Annotated in this window: 17 protein-coding genes; 6 read left to right on the top strand and 11 right to left on the bottom strand. The window is 40.6% G+C overall.

The features are described 5' to 3' along the window. Positions 1-23 precede the first annotated feature (23 nt). Complete coding sequence (locus tag OQ289_RS04635) at positions 24-437, top strand: C40 family peptidase (RefSeq protein ID WP_270089615.1); 414 nt, start codon at positions 24-26, stop codon at positions 435-437. 157 nt (positions 438-594) lie between these two features. Further along, positions 595-1011 carry a hypothetical protein gene (locus tag OQ289_RS04640; protein WP_270089616.1) on the top strand — a complete coding sequence of 139 codons (417 nt, stop codon included), beginning with the start codon at positions 595-597 and terminating at the stop codon, positions 1009-1011. A 491-nt stretch (positions 1012-1502) separates the two neighbouring features. Here the strand turns inward: OQ289_RS04640 and OQ289_RS04645 are convergent, their stop codons facing one another. The 4 genes from OQ289_RS04645 to OQ289_RS04660 form a co-directional block, all read right to left on the bottom strand. Then, on the bottom strand, positions 1503-2879 hold the full coding sequence (locus OQ289_RS04645) for a nucleoside permease (protein ID WP_270089617.1): 1377 nt from the start codon (positions 2877-2879) through the stop codon (positions 1503-1505). Between the two features lie 27 nt (positions 2880-2906). After that, on the bottom strand, positions 2907-3536 hold the full coding sequence (locus tag OQ289_RS04650) for a bifunctional nuclease family protein (RefSeq protein WP_270089618.1): 630 nt from the start codon (positions 3534-3536) through the stop codon (positions 2907-2909). Positions 3537-3742: 206 nt separating this feature from the next. Then, on the bottom strand, positions 3743-4717 hold the full coding sequence (locus OQ289_RS04655) for an electron transfer flavoprotein subunit alpha/FixB family protein (RefSeq protein ID WP_270089619.1): 975 nt from the start codon (positions 4715-4717) through the stop codon (positions 3743-3745). Positions 4718-4743: 26 nt separating this feature from the next. Beyond that, positions 4744-5481: an electron transfer flavoprotein subunit beta/FixA family protein gene (locus OQ289_RS04660; protein ID WP_270089620.1), complete on the bottom strand. Its 738-nt coding sequence runs from the start codon at positions 5479-5481 to the stop codon at positions 4744-4746. A gap of 332 nt (positions 5482-5813) precedes the next feature. Between OQ289_RS04660 and OQ289_RS04665 the strand changes: the two genes are divergently transcribed. Together OQ289_RS04665 and OQ289_RS04670 are read left to right on the top strand one after the other, a co-directional pair. Continuing rightward, on the top strand, positions 5814-6149 hold the full coding sequence (locus tag OQ289_RS04665; protein ID WP_270089621.1) for a tetratricopeptide repeat protein: 336 nt from the start codon (positions 5814-5816) through the stop codon (positions 6147-6149). Between the two features lie 80 nt (positions 6150-6229). After that, the gene (locus tag OQ289_RS04670) at positions 6230-6673 is read left to right on the top strand and encodes a copper resistance protein NlpE (RefSeq protein WP_270089622.1); all 444 of its coding nucleotides are present in this window, start codon (positions 6230-6232) and stop codon (positions 6671-6673) included. A 71-nt stretch (positions 6674-6744) separates the two neighbouring features. Here the strand turns inward: OQ289_RS04670 and OQ289_RS04675 are convergent, their stop codons facing one another. The 4 genes from OQ289_RS04675 to rsmI are packed head-to-tail and all read right to left on the bottom strand — an operon-like array spanning position 6745 to position 10938. Beyond that, positions 6745-7887 carry a cysteine desulfurase family protein gene (locus tag OQ289_RS04675; RefSeq protein ID WP_270089623.1) on the bottom strand — a complete coding sequence of 381 codons (1143 nt, stop codon included), beginning with the start codon at positions 7885-7887 and terminating at the stop codon, positions 6745-6747. Positions 7888-7917: 30 nt separating this feature from the next. Continuing rightward, positions 7918-9531, bottom strand: coding sequence for an apolipoprotein N-acyltransferase (gene lnt / locus OQ289_RS04680; protein WP_270089624.1), 1614 nt, complete (start codon positions 9529-9531; stop codon positions 7918-7920). A gap of 2 nt (positions 9532-9533) precedes the next feature. Continuing rightward, positions 9534-10232 (bottom strand): PH domain-containing protein, encoded by a 699-nt coding sequence (locus OQ289_RS04685; protein ID WP_270089625.1) that lies wholly within the window; start codon positions 10230-10232, stop codon positions 9534-9536. Between the two features lie 40 nt (positions 10233-10272). Further along, positions 10273-10938: a 16S rRNA (cytidine(1402)-2'-O)-methyltransferase gene (rsmI, locus tag OQ289_RS04690; protein WP_270089626.1), complete on the bottom strand. Its 666-nt coding sequence runs from the start codon at positions 10936-10938 to the stop codon at positions 10273-10275. A 357-nt stretch (positions 10939-11295) separates the two neighbouring features. Between rsmI and serS the strand changes: the two genes are divergently transcribed. Further along, on the top strand, positions 11296-12567 hold the full coding sequence (gene serS, locus OQ289_RS04695; RefSeq protein ID WP_270089627.1) for a serine--tRNA ligase: 1272 nt from the start codon (positions 11296-11298) through the stop codon (positions 12565-12567). Positions 12568-12643: 76 nt separating this feature from the next. On the opposite strand, the gene OQ289_RS04700 is transcribed toward serS, so the two are convergent. The 3 genes from OQ289_RS04700 to OQ289_RS04710 all read right to left on the bottom strand — a co-directional run bounded on the left by OQ289_RS04700 (position 12644) and on the right by OQ289_RS04710 (position 16106). Further along, positions 12644-13360 carry a class I SAM-dependent methyltransferase gene (locus OQ289_RS04700; RefSeq protein WP_270089628.1) on the bottom strand — a complete coding sequence of 239 codons (717 nt, stop codon included), beginning with the start codon at positions 13358-13360 and terminating at the stop codon, positions 12644-12646. After that, positions 13360-14532 (bottom strand): nicotinate phosphoribosyltransferase, encoded by a 1173-nt coding sequence (gene pncB, locus OQ289_RS04705; RefSeq protein WP_270089629.1) that lies wholly within the window; start codon positions 14530-14532, stop codon positions 13360-13362. Before pncB ends, OQ289_RS04700 begins: the two co-directional genes overlap by 1 nt. A gap of 179 nt (positions 14533-14711) precedes the next feature. After that, the gene (locus tag OQ289_RS04710) at positions 14712-16106 is read right to left on the bottom strand and encodes a DUF6600 domain-containing protein (RefSeq protein WP_270089630.1); all 1395 of its coding nucleotides are present in this window, start codon (positions 16104-16106) and stop codon (positions 14712-14714) included. Positions 16107-16393: 287 nt separating this feature from the next. On the opposite strand from OQ289_RS04710, the gene OQ289_RS04715 reads away from it, so the two are divergent. Beyond that, a complete protein-coding gene (locus tag OQ289_RS04715; RefSeq protein ID WP_033564893.1) occupies positions 16394-17152 on the top strand; it encodes an MlaE family ABC transporter permease in 759 nt (252 codons plus the stop codon). Positions 17153-17155: the final 3 nt, after the last annotated feature.

A 17155-nucleotide genomic window follows, 5' to 3' on the forward strand; every position in this document is an offset into this window, starting at 1 on the left:
ATTTAGATTTAACGGGCAGCAACATGGAGAATTATGCGAAGCTGTTGGGTGTGAATGTGCGAGAGTTAGACAATAGGTATCTTTATGGTTTTATCAATCAATGGATTGGTAGTCCGCATCGCCTTGGTGGACAGAATAAGAATGGGATAGATTGTTCGGCTTTTGTGGGAATACTCTACAAAGATGTCTATAGTAAGATTATTCCACGTACATCTCGTGATATTGAGACTGTCGTAAAAAGCAAGAAGGAGGGGCAACTTAAGGAGGGAGATCTTGTTTTTTTCTCTTTTGGAGGTAAGGCAATCGATCATGTAGGCGTGTACCTACATAATCACAAATTTGTCCATGTGTCTACTCGTAAGGGCGTGATTATTTCAGACCTGACCGATTCGTGGTATGCCAAATACTTCACAGGAGCAGGTGCTTTGAAAATCTAAACCACTAAAAAAGACGGAAAACTTTTTAGCCTAACATAATTGCGTACTTTTGTCTAAAATTTAAGATTTAGAGATGAATGTAAATAGTAGAAAGATTTTCATTGGGCTTTGTATTGTTGTGCCTTTCTTATTGTACTGTGTGTTTTATTATTCAAATATGGTGAAGAATGCACCATATCGGTTTGCTGATTTCGAATCGATTGTCATTAAGTACGGTGAACCACATCATATGGTCAATGAGTACAATACCAAAACGCATCACTATCAATATCTCGATAAAAATGACGTATTAATTAGTGATACCCTAAAATTGCGTAAAGATGATTTACTTTATCTGCACCGCAAGGCTATGGAGCTCGGATTTTGGAATCTAGATAACGATATGACAACCCCGCGACCGGATTCGACAGTGGGACGAGAGATTCCAAGGTTTTATGTCGAATACAACTATAAAGATAAATCTAAGAAAGTAACTCTCGATGCAGATTATGCGGGAAATCCCAAAATGAAGGATGCCGCAAAGACCGTGGTGGACGAGATTTTAAAAATGTTGGCCGAGGCCCAAGCGAGGTAAGTATGAAATTGCCGAGAGCAGTACCTTTTTGATTCGATAATTGTCTAAGTGACTAGTGGTAGGGCTAGTTGTTTAACAAGCAATATATGAATTTGTGAAAAGACATCTGGTTAAGATGTCTTTTTTTTTGAGAAGCTCCTCCCTATGTAATCTGGTATATATACGATGCATTTGTACACGTATTAACCAGATGAAAATAATGATGATTTAATTGATGCTTAATGATACCTTAATATCCTGATCCTATATTTGTGTCAGAGTAATTTTTGTTTATATCCAATGTTAGGGTTAAAAATGTTAGCGATCTGTTGTGAAACACATGCGTAACATAGTTTGTTTTAAGATGGAAAAAGGTAGTCGCCAGACTACCTTTTTTTGTAAATAAGTGTATCCAATTCTATTGAGTTCTCCCGGTCGTTAGTCGATTACAAGTCTGTCGTTAACCTTCAGCTTGATTATATACAACTCTGGATAAGCTAACACAACATCTATTAATGATTTGCGCTCTCAAGGGCTTTTGGGTCGTGCTCATGCTTGAACAATACTGCAAACAGTATGGCCACTATAAGCGTGTATGCAGAGAATGCAAGCCAGATGTGGTGCCAGTTTTTTAAGAAGATAGGTTTCTCAAAATTTCCATTGCTCAATACTGTCGTACCTTTTTCCTTTATAAAGTCCAGAAAATGACCATCTGTTACCTGTGTCTGTAGAAAACTTGCGAGGTGATTGACGTCGGCAAATGACATCGTAAAATAGTGGTCGATGACCCAGCCCGAAATAAGGCTGCCCAGTACTGCTCCAAACCCGTTGGTCATCATCATGAAGAGTCCTTGAGCAGAAGAGCGTATCTTGGAGTTCGTAGAAGTTTCTACAAAAAGAGATCCAGATATATTAAAAAAGTCAAATGCCATTCCATATACGATACAGGATAGGACGATCATCCACAGTCCATCAGCCGGATTGCCATATGCAAATAGTCCGAAGCGTAATACCCATGCTACCATCGAAATCAGCATAACTTTTTTAATGCCAAATCTTTTTAGGAAAAAGGGAATGGCCAAGATGAACAATGTTTCCGAAATCTGAGAAATCGACATGATGATTGTCGAATATTTTACAACCAATAAGTCTGTATATTTAGGAAAGAACTTGAATTCGTCGATATAAACATCACCATAGGCATTTGTCAGCTGCAATGCCCCACCTAAAAACATGGAAAAGACGAAGAACAATGCCATCTTGTAGTTTCCGAATAGCTTGAACGCTTCCAAACCAAATGTTTGAATCCACGAACTTTTTTCCTTAATTAGATTCTGAGGCGTATTTTTTGGAAGTGTTAGTGCATAGAGGCCTAAAGCAATAGCTGCTGCTCCCGCTATATAAAATTGATTAGCAGTAGCCTTATTACCGGAAAGATTGACAATCCACATCGCCGCTATAAAACCTACAGTGCCCCATACTCGAATCGGTGGGAAACTCCTAACCAAATCATAGTTGTTTTTAATCAGAGCTGTATAAGCAATGGAATTGGATAGCGCCAATGTGGGCATGTAGCAGCACATCGCTGCAAGCATGATATAGAAAAAAGATCCCGGATCAGTGACTTGAGGTAAGTAAAACAGAATCAATCCATATAAAATGTGGAGGGCACAATATAAACGTTCCGCATTTATCCATCGGTCGGCGATTATTCCAATAAGGGTTGGCATAAATAGCGACGCAATACCCATTGTGGCGAAAATAGCGCCAAATTGTGTGCCGTCCCATTGTTTTGTGCCAAACCAAAAGTTTGCAATTGTGATTAACCAAGCTCCCCATACAAAGAATTGTATGAAGTTCATGATAGTCAATCGGAGTTTAATGGACATGTAGTAAGGATTTCGTTAATTCTAAATCTAGCGAGTAGATTTTCGGCGCGAGATTTCGTCTCGAATGGCGGCTGCGGCCTCATATTGTTCTTCAGAGATTGCTTTGTCTAAAGCTGTCTCCAATTGTTCGTCACTCAATGAGCTGTAAACTGATTTGGTCTGAGGTGGGGGAGGAGATTTGTGTTGTTCCTTGGAAAGCTGAGCAGTTTCTACATTTTCTATGTTTTCTAGAAAGGCAAAGTCATTGCTTTCGATTACAATTCCCGCCGCAGCCATGATAAACTCGTAGGTGTATATAGGAGCATCAAAACGCACAGCCAAAGCGATAGCGTCAGAGGTACGAGCATCAATTTCCGTTGTCGCATTGCCATCACTACAAATAAGCTTTGCAAAGAAGATGCCATCGATAAGGTTGTATATAATTACTTCTTGTAGTGTAATTTCGTATGCATCTGCAAATGATTTAAATAAATCATGGGTAAGTGGGCGACTCGGTGTCATCTTTTCGATTTCGACGGCAATGGCTTGCGCCTCAAAGCCACCAATGATGATGGGTAATCTTCTATTCCCGCCAACTTCGCCAAGTACTAACGCATATGCCCCCGATTGGGTCTGGCTATACGAAAGCCCTACAATATCTAAATTGATTTTCTTCATTTTCCCTCTTACGATGTACAAACTTAGACAAATTTGCTTTTATATGCAATTTAATAGCGTGATATATAAGCAATTTGTCACCCTATACATTGTCATTCGCGACATCGTTTTTTCACTACCAAAACATGTAAATTGATGGCCAAAAAAAAGTGGCTACTGCAATTATCTAGAGTAACCACTTTTTCGAATAGTAAGGAGTTGTTTTTTTAATTTCCTTTGTATGATTTTAATGCTGCTGTCAGTTTAGGTACCACCTCAAAAGCGTCACCCACGATACCGTAGTCAGCAACTTTGAAGAAAGGGGCTTCAGGATCTTTGTTGATAACGACTATGGTTTTGGAAGAGCTTACACCTGCTAGATGCTGGATAGCTCCCGAAATACCGATGGCAATATATAGATTAGGACTGACCACAATTCCGGTCTGTCCAACATGTTCGGAATGAGGCCTCCAACCAGCGTCTGAAACAGGTTTTGAGCAAGCTGTCGCTGCACCAAGCACTTCGGCTAGCTCTTCAATCATTGCCCAATTCTCTGGTCCCTTAAGGCCGCGACCAGCTGAGACCACAATCTCGGCCTCAGGCAATGATACCTTATCAGTAGCCCTTACGATTTCCTTCACAATAGTGCTTAAATCTTTTGCATTAACTTGCGGAGCAAAAGCTTCAATGCTCGCGGTACCTCCTAACGTCTTTGCTTCAAATGCATTTGGATTTAGAGAGACTACTTTGATAGGAGATGTCAATGAGATTGTTGCAAATGCTTTGTTGGAAAATGCGGTCTTCTTAACAGACAGCGAATCTCCATTTATTTGAGGCAATTCGATTGCTCCGTCAGCAAGTCCCGCCTGTAGTTTAGCTGCGACACGTGGAGCCAATCCCTTGCCGCTGAAAGAGTTTGAAAGTACCACAAGTTTAGCCCCCTCATGCCTCGCCGCCTCAGCAATTATAAAGGCATAGGCTTGGTTGACAAAGTTTTTGAGATCATTGCTTTGGACGCTTAAGACTTTCTCTGCACCATATCGCCCTAGTTTTTCCAATTCTGAGGCTTCCACATTCCCAATAGATATTGCAGTAACTGTGTCCCCAGTTTGAGTAGCTACGGCTTTAGCATAGGAAACGACTTCGAAAGCCGATTTTTTAAACTGTCCTTCGATATTTTCGATATAAACGAGTATAGACATAATCTTCAATTTTTTCAATAAATGAATTAAATGACTTTTGCTTCATCATGCAAAAGACCCACTAACTTCTCCACTTCTGCGGCACCTACTATTTTGACAGCTCCACGAGGGGCAGGTGATTCATAGTTGCTTACGGAAGAGAGTTGAGACACTTCGATAGGCGCAATCACAGCTAGAGGCTTAGTACGCGCACTCATAATACCACGCATATTTGGGATTTTAGGTTCGGCTACACCTTCGGCCACACCCACCACTATTGGAAGCGTGGTACTCAAGACTTCTTTGCCTCCTTCAATCTCGCGCTCAACTGTCGCATTATTGCCTTCAATATCCAGCTTCTTTGCAATGGAGATAGACGGGATGTCTAATAGTTCGCCAAGGATCGCAGCCACTTGTGTACCGTTATAGTCAATTGACTCCCTACCCGTAAGGATGAGGTCAAAAGCATTGCTCTTCACATAGCTGGCAATTTGGTTGGCTACAAACCAAGCATCTCTAGGCTCGCTGTCGACACGAACGGCATCGTCAGCACCAGTTGCCAAAGCTTTTCGGATTGTGGGTTCGGTACTGCCTTCACCAACATTGATGACAGTCACTGTGCCTTTTCCTCCCTCAGCTAGGTCAATAGCTTTGGATAAAGCAATTTCATCGTATGGATTCACGATAAATTGAACACCTGCCGTATTGAATGTTGAACCATTATTAGCAAATGTTATTTTGGATGTCGTATCGGGGACATTACTTATACAAACTAATATTCTCATAATCGGATGCGTTTTACACAAACCTAATATAAATTGGTGTAAAAGAAAAACAAGAGGAGTTTGTTTTCTGTTTTTTGCTTTTTTGATTTCCTGTCTTTTTTGACTAATAATATGTCCTCTTTAAGTATGTTTGTTCTTTTAAGTTATTGTTTTTAAGTGTGTTGTGATTGTTTCTTTCGAATTGTTAATGTAGTTGTATTAATCGTCAGTGGAATGTCATTTTATATGCTAGCATAGTAAATCGTAATTTGAGATACCGTGATTCTTCTACAGATTTAGGTTTATACGAATCAATGATTATTTTTGGATATATATATTAAGGATTGAAACATATGTCTTCTAAACTAGAACAGCTTCAAGATTTTTTGAAGGAAACTCCACAAGACCCTTTTTTGCATTACGCTTTAGCAAATGAGTATTTGAAGTTAGGGAATGAACAAGAATCGCTGGCAAGATTTGTCGCAATAACCGAACAATTTCCCGATTATGTTGGTACTTACTATCATTTAGGAAAATTGTTGGAGAAATTAAACCGTACCGATGAAGCTATAATTTATTATGAAAAAGGCATGGTTGTCGCACAGAGCAAGCGCAATATGCATGCTCTGAATGAGCTTAGGGGAGCATATAGACTCGCTTTGGGCGAGGATGAAGATGAGGACTATTAAATGTTAAAGTTTAGCGAAAACGTATAATTATTGATTTTGTGGTATCACTTTTGATTCGCTCTTAGTAAGTTACTAGAATCATGAAAACGTTAACGTACATTTTTGCCACTTTTTTATTGCTTATGGCATTGGCGGGTTGTATTAACAACCGTCAAGGTAAAAATGAACACTCAAACTCTACCGAACAGAATATCGCACAACAAAATGGCGTAGCAACTAGCGGAAGTGAGGTCTTGGGAAACTATAGAGGTGTATTGCCCTGTACTGATTGCCAAGGTATTGAGACAATCCTGCAAATCAAAGCAGATAAATCGTATCGGTTAAGTACAAAATATCTTGGCAAAAGTGACGAAAATTTCATCAAAGCTGGTAGATGGAAGATTCATGCAAGTACATTGAGTCTAGAGGGTATCGATTATAAATTTAAAATTTTTGAAGACCACTTGGGACAATTGGATCTGTCAGGTAATGATATGAGAGGTGATCTCGCCGACCAGTATCTGCTATCCAAAATTGAAAATTAGTCAAGGGTTATAAATAAGCAAGGAGCCTATTGATTAATAGGCTCCTTGCTTATTTATAATCATATGGAATACTACACCAATGCATCATGTTGACAAAGCTCTTTGAGCTTAGCAACGACAAAATCCACCTCATCTTTTGTGTTAAGTTTAGAAAAAGAGAATCGAACAGACGGTCGGTCGCTTGACGCTCTTATGGCAGTCAATACATGTGACCCTATGTCCGTTCCCGAGCTGCATGCGCTACCCCCGGAACAAGAGATGCCCGCGATATCAAGGCTAAATAATAGCATATCTGACATGTTGGTACATGGAAAAGCGACATTTAATACGGTATATAACGAGCGATCCTGATCCGTCTCGCCATTGAATTGGATATCGGGTATTGCTTGGACAAGCTCTTCCATCATATAAGATTTGATGCCCTGGATGTGTTCCCGATCTTGGTCCATGTGTTGATAGCACAATTCAAGTGCTTTTGCCAAACCTACAATCCCATATACATTTTCCGTCCCACCTCGCATATTACGTTCTTGAGCACCACCATAGATCAATGGTTTGATTTTGTTTTTTGCATTCACATATAGAAAACCAACTCCTTTCGGGCCATGAAATTTATGTGCAGCACCTGTAATGAAATCTATATTTAATTCGCTAAGATTATGGTGGTAATGCCCCATAGTTTGTACTGTATCCGCATGGTATACCGCTTGATAGCGCGTACATATCTCCGCTACATATTTGATGTCGGTTAGATTTCCTATCTCATTATTGGCGTGCATCAGTGAAACAAATGTTCGGGGTTGCTGTGCCAATAACTCCTCTAGTTGATTAAGATCTACATTTCCTTTTTCATCTACACGGAGAAGTTGAAGGTGTATTTGTCCTGCTTTCTCCAACTCCTCTAGCGTATGCAATACAGCATGGTGTTCTATAGGCGATGATATTGCATGCTTGATGCCAAGGTCTACTATCGATCTAACTATAGCCATATTATCTGCTTCCGTACCACCCGAAGTGAAGAAGATTTCAGAAGGAGAAGTCTTTAATAGGGCAGATACCGTTTTTCGAGCTTTTTCAACTATTGTTTTAACTTGTCGACCATGAGAATGAATAGAAGAGGGGTTTCCAAAATTCTCTTGCATGGTCTCTACCATCACTTTGATGACTTCAGGATCTAGTGGAGTCGTCGCAGCATTATCGAAATAAATTTGCATTCAGCAAAGTTAGAAATTAGTATTCATTTTTTAAACTACTTTTTTAGTAGGCTTTATCAATAATAGGATTGACAGAAATGCTGTTATTAATGACGCAAATGCAATAAGATCACCATATCGGGTATATAACGTGAGCTGTTCGTTCAGGTTAATCTCTTGAGCTAGCGCTGCTGGTACCCACCACTCCGTTTGCTGAACGATATCACCCCGCTGGTTAATAAAGGCCGAAATGCCCGTATTTGCCGAACGTGCCACCCAGCGACGATTCTCAATCGCTCTCAACTTGGCATATTGGAGGTGTTGGTCTTTACCTGAAGTATTTTTCCACCAGCCATCATTCGTCACAATAGTGATGAATTGAGCACCTTGTCGGACATAATCACTTACATAGTCGCCCCATATAGATTCGTAACAGATTACTGGTGCTGCTCCGATGCCACTTTGACTATAAAATACACTGGGTTCGTCCTGACGTCCATAGCCGCCAGTAGTACCCCCAAACTGCGCAAAAAGGGGCTTCATGAAACTCAGAGCCGAACCAAAGGGCATTTGCTCTACACCAGGTACAAGTTTGGATTTGTGATAAAATTGGAGCTTGGAAGAATTGTCTACCAATACAGCAGCATTAAAATGATCCACGAATTGACTCCCGTAAGGTCGTGCCGTGGTGGTGCGCTGGTCATTGTAAAATCGGATGCTCTCGATTCCTGAAAGTACATTCCCATTTTTGTAGGAGTCCAGAAAAGTCAGTATCTCCTCGTATGCAGGATACTCGCGAAAATTTTCTTCATCAATCCAGCTGCGGGAGGATATAGCCGTTTCGGGCCAAATGAAAAATTCTGTATTTGGTTTGCTTACCGATTTAGAAAGTTGAAGAAGAGTCTGTAACTGATCTTCGGGGGGAATTGGTCCAAATTTGCTATAAGGATCGATATTAGGTTGGACCACTACAATTTCAGAGGGATTGACATGTTCTTCAAACGTAGAGTATCGAACTATTGAGCCAATCACGGGAATGGCTATAATTCCAATCAATAAACTTAATACGAGCTTATGACGTTTGAGGACATAGTGTTGATGCCTATGTAGAAAAAGCACAAAAAGAAGGATGTTGACCAGCCAAATCCATAAAGAACCACCGTATATACCTGTCAGTTCGTACCATTGTACGAGTTGGTGAGAGGTTGCAAACCCATTGCCAAGCGTCATCCATGGGAAAGCTAAGTCCCAAGTCTGGTGGAGGTATTCATAGCTTATCCATAACGAAGCGAGTCCAACCAATGAAATCGGTAAGCTTCTTTTTTTTCGCAGTTGATAATATAACCAGAAGGCTGTGGCCATCAAAAGTGGGGCCAAGCCAAATGGGATAAGAGAAATGGGAAGCGCGGCATAGGCAGGCAGTTGGGCACTCATAGCATTGTAAACCCAATAAATAGATGCCGTATTCCAGATGAAACCAGTCAAAAAAGCCAAGCCGAATACTTTTCTACCTTTTAGGGAGCTGTCATTCCTTATAATCTGTTCTATACCCAACAGTAAGGGGACAAAAGCAATCAATAGAACCAGGCCGGTATAAGGAATCGGCGGCCATGCCAGCCACAATAAAAAGGCACTTAAAAGTGCCAATACATATTTGTTGTTCACGTCTACAGTTGAGAAAGTAATTCGTTCTTCTTGTTCTCGTATTCCGCTTGAGTAATCAGCTGTTTGTCAAACAGTGATTTCAATTTTTTTAATTTCAGGGTAATTTCATCATCAGCCTCTTCTACAGGTGTGGCCTGCTCGTTCAAGGGCGGAGGCAGTGGTGCCGTTGTGTAAGATGGGACTGGTGTCGGTTCCGCAGGTGTTGTGTATTCCGAAATAGGATGAGAGTCACTAGGGCGCTCTTCCTGTTCCTCTATAATCACAGGTGCGGGCTTGGGGATTTCTGTTATTCGCTCTATCTTTGTCTCCTCTTTCTTGTTGGTTTCCAAAGCACCTTTGATTAACTGGTATAGTTTGCGGGCTTGTATTTTTGGAATATAATCAATGCTGAGATTCTCACCAGTGAGTGGAATGACCGTCACCTTTGAACCAAAGATTTCTTCTTTAAATGCGATATCCTTAATGTCCTTCCAGCTAAAAATTTCAAAATTAGTGGCTAGTCCCAATTTTGTAAACTCACATAGGAAGATACGCTTGCTACTCACCGCGATGCTGTCCGGTAGAATCGTTACTGCAGGTTTTTTCTGCAGAGCAATGTAGTCAATCTGCTCTCCAGGGGTCATCATATCCTGTAGCTTGTCTACCAATTTTTCTACTACTTTGACGTCTTGTCCGTCCTGTATATACTTATCAACAATCATTTTCTACTCTATTTGGATAAATAATAAGATTCTCTAAAAATTAGTCTAATCCTGCTATACAAATTACAAATTCTCCCTTAATCGGATTGTTTTCAAAATGTAATTTAACATCTCTTAATGTTCCACGTGTATTTTCCTCATACATTTTGCTCAATTCTCGGGATACAGAAGCCAATCTCTCTTCCCCAAATGTAGCTATAAATTCGTCCAAAGACTTCAGTAATCGATGTGGAGATTCGTAAAATATCATAGTGCGGCTTTCCCCTGACAGGTTTTTCAACCTCGTTTGGCGTCCTTTTTTTACAGGAAGAAAACCTTCAAAGCAAAAACGGTCATTTGGTAAGCCCGAATTGACAAGTGCTGGAACGAATGCCGTTGCACCTGGCAAGCATTGGACTTCCAAGCCCTCCTTGATAGCTTCTCGAACCAATAGAAAACCAGGGTCCGAAATTGCGGGAGTCCCTGCATCAGAGATAAGGGCGATTTGTTGACCCTCTTTCAGAAAACGGATGATTTCGGAAACGGCCTTGTGTTCATTGTGCTGATGATGAGCAAATACCTTTTTATCAATACCGAAATGCTTCAATAAGGGAGCCGAAGTACGTGTATCCTCAGCTAAAATCAAATCGGCCTCTTTCAAGATGCGTATGGCACGAAAAGTCATATCTTCAAGATTGCCTATCGGCGTGGGTACTAAGTATAGCATAGTCAAAGGTAAAGTTTTTTTGTAAGTGTCAAGTTATTCACGCATGAATACTTTCGTGTGTGTAGAATTAGTTTGTGGTCAATTAGTTCTAACATAAGCTTGCTTTATTAAATGACTATCCATTAGAGAAATGTTCTCAGTTTGTCCCAACTATCTATGAGTCTTGTCCACAGAGATAGGAATTTAAGTGCTTTGCAACCTTACGAATAGTAAGAACAATATCTTTGTATTAATAAATTCACATCGTTTTTGGCATAAGGGGCATGTTACACACCATCTTGTCAAACCTTTTATGAATTGATATCGAGATTTTTCTCTGCACTTGTTATCTTTGCTGATTATAAAACACATGCTATTATGTTGCAATTAAATTATATCCGTGAAAACAGGGATAAGGTAATCGAAAGATTAGGAGTGAAGAACTTCAAGGAGATGGGTTTGGTAGATGAGATCATCAGTCTAGATGAACAACGTCGTAAAACTCAATCGGAGTCGGATGCTCTTTCAGCAGAAGCTAATGCTGCAGCGAAGCAAATAGGAGATTTGATGCGCCAAGGTAAAAAAGACGAAGCAGAATCTATCAAGTCCCAGTCCTCAGGGTATAAGGAGCAGATTAAAGTCATGATAGAAAAACTGTCTGAGATTGAGTCTGAGCTACACAACAAGATTGTGCAACTGCCTAATTTACCACATATCACTGTACCACAAGGCGTGGCGGCAGAGGATAATGAGATTATTTTTGAGCAAGGGCTTATTCCTAATTTAGAGGAGGATGCATTGCCTCATTGGGAATTGGCAGCTAAGTATGATATCATTGATTTTGAATTGGGTAATAAAGTCGCAGGGGCTGGTTTTCCTGTCTATAAAGGTAAAGGGGCAAAGCTTCAACGTGCCTTGATCAATTTCTTTTTAGATCAAGCAGGCGAGCAAGGATATAAAGAAGTACAGGTTCCCATCGTTGTGAATGAAGCCTCTGGATTTGGTACTGGACAGCTTCCTGATAAAGAAGGACAAATGTACCATGTGGGACAGGATGACTTGTATCTGATTCCTACTGCAGAAGTTCCCGTAACCAATATGTATCGGGATGTCATTGTAAAAGAAGAAGAGTTCCCGATTCGTCATTGTGCCTATACGCCATGCTTTCGTCGCGAAGCAGGTTCTTATGGTGCACATGTGCGAGGGTTGAATAGACTTCATCAATTCGACAAAGTGGAAGCTGTACAGATTGTACATCCTGACAAATCATATGAAGTTATCGAAGAAATGTGTCAATACGTTCAAGGACTACTGAGCAAATTGGAACTCCCGTATCGAGTATTGCGTCTGTGTGGTGGTGATATGAGCTTCACAGCAGCGCTTACCTACGATTTGGAAGTATATAGTACTGCTCAAAAAAGATGGTTAGAAGTTTCTTCTGTTTCTAATTTTGAAACTTACCAAGCCAATCGTTTGAAGGTTCGTTTCAAAAATGAGGAAGGCAAGATGCAACTACCACATACCTTGAATGGTTCGGCCCTAGCTCTACCCCGTATAGTAGCTTCGTTGCTAGAGAATAACCAGACGGAGAAAGGAATCAAGATTCCGGCTATATTGGTGCCGTACACTGGGTTTGAATATATTGACTAAGGAAAGATAGGTGGGTTTCATTTCGATAAAAAGGTTCTTACGCTAGTAGCGTAAGAACCTTTTTATCGAAATACTTTTAAAATTCAAATTCATTCTTTCGTGGTTCCATTCGTACCAGATACTGGTCATTGTCGTCCTCAAATAGGATTTGTACGACCCAGTTTTCCTCCCGAGCAATCTTGATCAACATCTTTTGGTCAAGGTATAGCCATTTGAAAGGAGATCCTTTTATGCCTTTGTATTCATATTGATAGTTGATCTCCCCAAAGTAGTGATCAGGTTTGGGTATTCTATACTCTTCGTACAAATAGGAGATATCTGAGGAGTCAAATAAAAGTTGCCCTCGAGTCGTAAGTAAAGACTTGCAATGTTTTAATAGTCTTTTGAACCCCTCAATATCTTCTGCTAGACCAATTCCATTCATCAGAAAAAGAAGAGTGTCGTATTTCGTATTCTGCAGTTGAAAGATATTCTTATTAAGAATATGATGCACACCACGCTGGGCCATTATGTTGGTCGCTACGGTAGAAATTTCCAGTGCTTCGACTTCAAATCCCTTCTGTTGGAGATAGAGTGCATGCGTACCTGCTCCAGCACCAACATCCAGTACCTTACCATCACATAGCGATAGGGCAATGAATTCCAGTTCTGTATAATCCTCATCTTCCCTAAAAAAGATATCTATAGGCATTTCTTCTATATCACCGTAGCTGCTATGTAGCAAGAGCGGTGATAACTCTTCACCCGTTGCAAAATAATCTTGTAACGCCTCTCCATATACATCTCTATTCATTAGTCTTCAATCATTAGTGTCTTCTTTGCTAAATCGATGGATTCATCATTACCGGTATGCTTCTTGGGTTCATCTGATAGTTTAATAACGGATGTCCATTCTCCCTCTTCAGGATGTGCGTCCGTCATCTTCAACACAATATTCATTGCTGGCACACCAGCATCGTTGGTGAAATTCGTGCCAATTCCAAATGAGTAACCAATTTTTCCTTTGCAATAGGTTGATATTTTCTCCACCTTTTCATAATCCAAACCATCAGAAAAGGTGATGGTTTTGGAGAGCGGATCGATCCCATTTGCCACATAATGTTGGATAGTTTTATCTGCAAATAATAGAGCATCCCCACTGTCGTGGCGTACTCCATCAAATAATTTGGATAGTTTTTTGTCAAATTGCTTGAAGAAAACGTCTGTCGTATAAGTGTCTGCCAGGGCGATTCCCAAATCGCCACGATATACCTCCGACCAATGCTCTAATCCCAGATGATTCGCCATTTTATAGCCATATTTGGCTGCATGGAACATAAACCATTCATGAGCATGCGTGCCAATTGGTTTAATTTGATGGACCATGGCCAAATGTACGTTGCTCGATCCTATGAATGTACCTTTTCCATATTTCTTTAGGGTCTCTACGACTAGATTGTGTACAAAATAAGAGTGCCGTCTTCGCGTTCCAAAGTCAGCGATAGTAACACCCAGTTTGTCATACTTGAGGATTTTTTCCTTGGCAATATGGATGACAGCAGCGTCTGAGATTCGATCTTGGAAGGTCGTTGTATAGTATAATTCACATATTAAAGCCATTATGGGGACCTCCCAAAGGATTGTTCTATACCAATATCCTTCAATCTGGACAGATAGGTCTGTCCCGTTTTGCTGGATTATCACCTCATCCGGATCATAACGGTAACCTTCTAAGAAGTCAAAATAAGTAGGATCAATATAAGGACAGTTTTCAGAAAAAAACTTTTTCTCGGCCTTGGTTAGTTTGAGCTTCGCCATAGCCTGTATTGCTTCTTCCAGCAGCTTGCCAAATCCATTTGGGAATTTGTGCTCACCTCTATTAATGAAATGGTATCGAGCCTTGGCCTTTGGGAATAACTTGACGACGGCAAATTGCATGGTGAATTTGTAAAAATCGTTATCCAGTATAGACGTGAGTGTTGTCATGTTTTGTTCTTAGCAAGTTTGACCATTATTAATATACCAAAATACAAAAGTTACGGCAAACATAGGCTTTTTAACGCATTTAATCATAGCAAGACCGCTGTTGTTCATAGTCTCATAAAAAAGGTGCCCTTATTATAAGGGCACCTTACTTCACAAATTTATTTCAATTAAACTATATATTAGCGACCTCTGCTACTTCTTTCGCTCCCTGTGTTAGATTGTCTTCCTGTATGTTGTGTCGTTCCTCTCTCACCTCTGCTTGAGCTGCGTGAAGAGGTGCTTTGTACTTGTTCTCTATTGCTGGCTTGTTGAAAACGAGTCGAGCTTTCGCTAGAGCGGCTTCTACTTCTATTTTCCATCTGCGGCTGTGTATTTTTTCTATCTATCGAGGGTCTGTTTTGAGGTGTTGACTCGCCTCCTCTAGATGACCTCTGTTGGCGCTCAACACCTGAATTATTTCTTTCCGTACGATTTTGACTCGCTGCACCATTGTTTGGCTGTGTATTCCGTTCACCTCTATTTCTTGATATCTCGGTGTTGGATTGTCCTCGTTCTACAGAGCGGCCGTCACTCCCACGTGTAGGGCGGGATGTGTTGGATGATCGTTGTTCAGACCGATTGGTTTCCACACGACCAGATTGGCCTCTAGTGTTGTTTTCTACACGAGCGTTACCGTTCCGATCATTACGGATAGTCCGATCTCTTTCACTGTTGGTCCTGTTCGTTCTTCCAACTGTCCTGTCAGTAGTCCGTGAGTTGTCTCCCCGAGATGAAGAGTTGTTCGAGCGAAAGTCATACCTGTCGTTTCTATCTGTCCTCGCAGAACGATCAGTCGTTGAGCGACCATTGTCTCTACTTCTATCTGGACGGTATATTGATACCGAACGCTTGTCTACCTGCGATCTGCCCGGTCTATCACTATCTCTTAAACTCCGTACAGCGACACTGCGACCAGTAGAGCGCTCCATGTCTCTACGAGACGGGCCTCCGTAATAGTGATTATTATTCACTACGTAAGTATTGTTCACAATCGTCGTCCTATTGTAAATAGTCCGATGGTCATGGGCATAGTGGCGATGGAAGTGACGGTCAAATATATAACGTGAAGGTAAGAATACCCAAAGATTAGCCATGCCTATTGACACGCCAATGTTGATAGAAGGCGTCATTGGTGCCCATCCGTAATACCCATTACCGGTTCGCCAATCTACCCATGCAGGTCCCCATTCGTATCCAGGAATCCAACCCCAGCCTCTATAGTTGGAATGGACCCATCTACCATAATGGAAGGGTGCCCATCCCCAAGGATAGTCTGATACCCAAGTATTGCCATACTCCGTCATCGCCCAGTATCCATTCGTCGAATAAGGTCTGAAGTTTGGGCCCTCGTTGGGGTACCATACATCTCCGTAGCTTGGGTCTCTATCCCAATCTCCGTAGGGAGATAATTCGTCATAAAATAAATCGATTGATACTCCCCCTCTCACTTGAGCTCCAGCAGGTGATACGAAAAATAAACCAACCAGTCCGATGATGGTTATGATATATATGCTTGATTTTTTTAGCCGTCTCATAGTGTTGTCATTTAAAACGTAAATATATTTGCCTATTTATTGGTATGACTGTACATAGCCACTGTAGGTTTAATAAGAAGAGTTAGCAATTTTTTATTTTCAAGTTATCAAACAAAATGGCCAACATTTTGTAATTGAATAATGTAGGTTAGATATTGTTTTGTGTGTTAAACATTCACTCTTCAGGGCTAAGAAAAAAAATATCCGGATCAAATTTAGAAATTAGTACCTTTACAGCCTGTTTGAATAGAATTTACAGTAGTAGAAGTAAATAATTTGTTGTGTAAATGAAGAATAAAGTAAGGAATTTACTTATAGAGTTTGCTAACATCCACCGTTTCTTGATGCGGTTTTTAAAGGAAGTTGTCAGTCCTCCATTTGAATTTAAAGAAATAATCCGTCAATGTTATGAAATAGGGTGGAGATCACTTCCACTCATCAGTGTAACTGGATTTATCGTAGGTTTTGTATTCACAAAACAATCGCGCCCATCATTAGAAGAATTTGGTGCTACTTCTTGGTTGCCTTCATTAATATCCATCGCAATCATTCGTGCTCTCGCTCCGCTCGTTACAGCATTGATAGCCTCTGGTAAAGTAGGTTCTCAAATTGGTGCAGAATTAAGCTCTATGAATGTGACTGAGCAAATCGATGCGATGGAGGTGTCCGGGACCAATCCATTTAAATTTTTAATTGTCAGTCGTATATGGGCCACCACAATAGGGATTCCAATCCTTTGTTTTTATACTGCAGGAATTGGTCTTGTAGGTGGGTACTTGAGTATTGCAAGTAAGGATGATGTTAGCTTCTTAAGTTTCTTTACTCAGGTTTTCGAAGCTATCGCCTATAAGGATATTTTTGCGATGGTCTTTAGGGCGATTGTCTTTGGTTTCACGATTGGAGCGGTGAGCAGCTACTGTGGCTATTATTCATCAAAAGGAACTGAAGGGGTCGGTAAAGCGGCAAATAGCGCAGTTGTAGCGTCCATGTTTATCGTTTTTATAGAAGAGATATTAATTGTTCAAATTTTAGCCGCTTTTAGTTAGCCA

The sequence above is a fragment of the Sphingobacterium sp. SYP-B4668 genome (genome assembly GCF_027627455.1).
Taxonomy (GTDB): Bacteria; Bacteroidota; Bacteroidia; order Sphingobacteriales; family Sphingobacteriaceae; genus Sphingobacterium.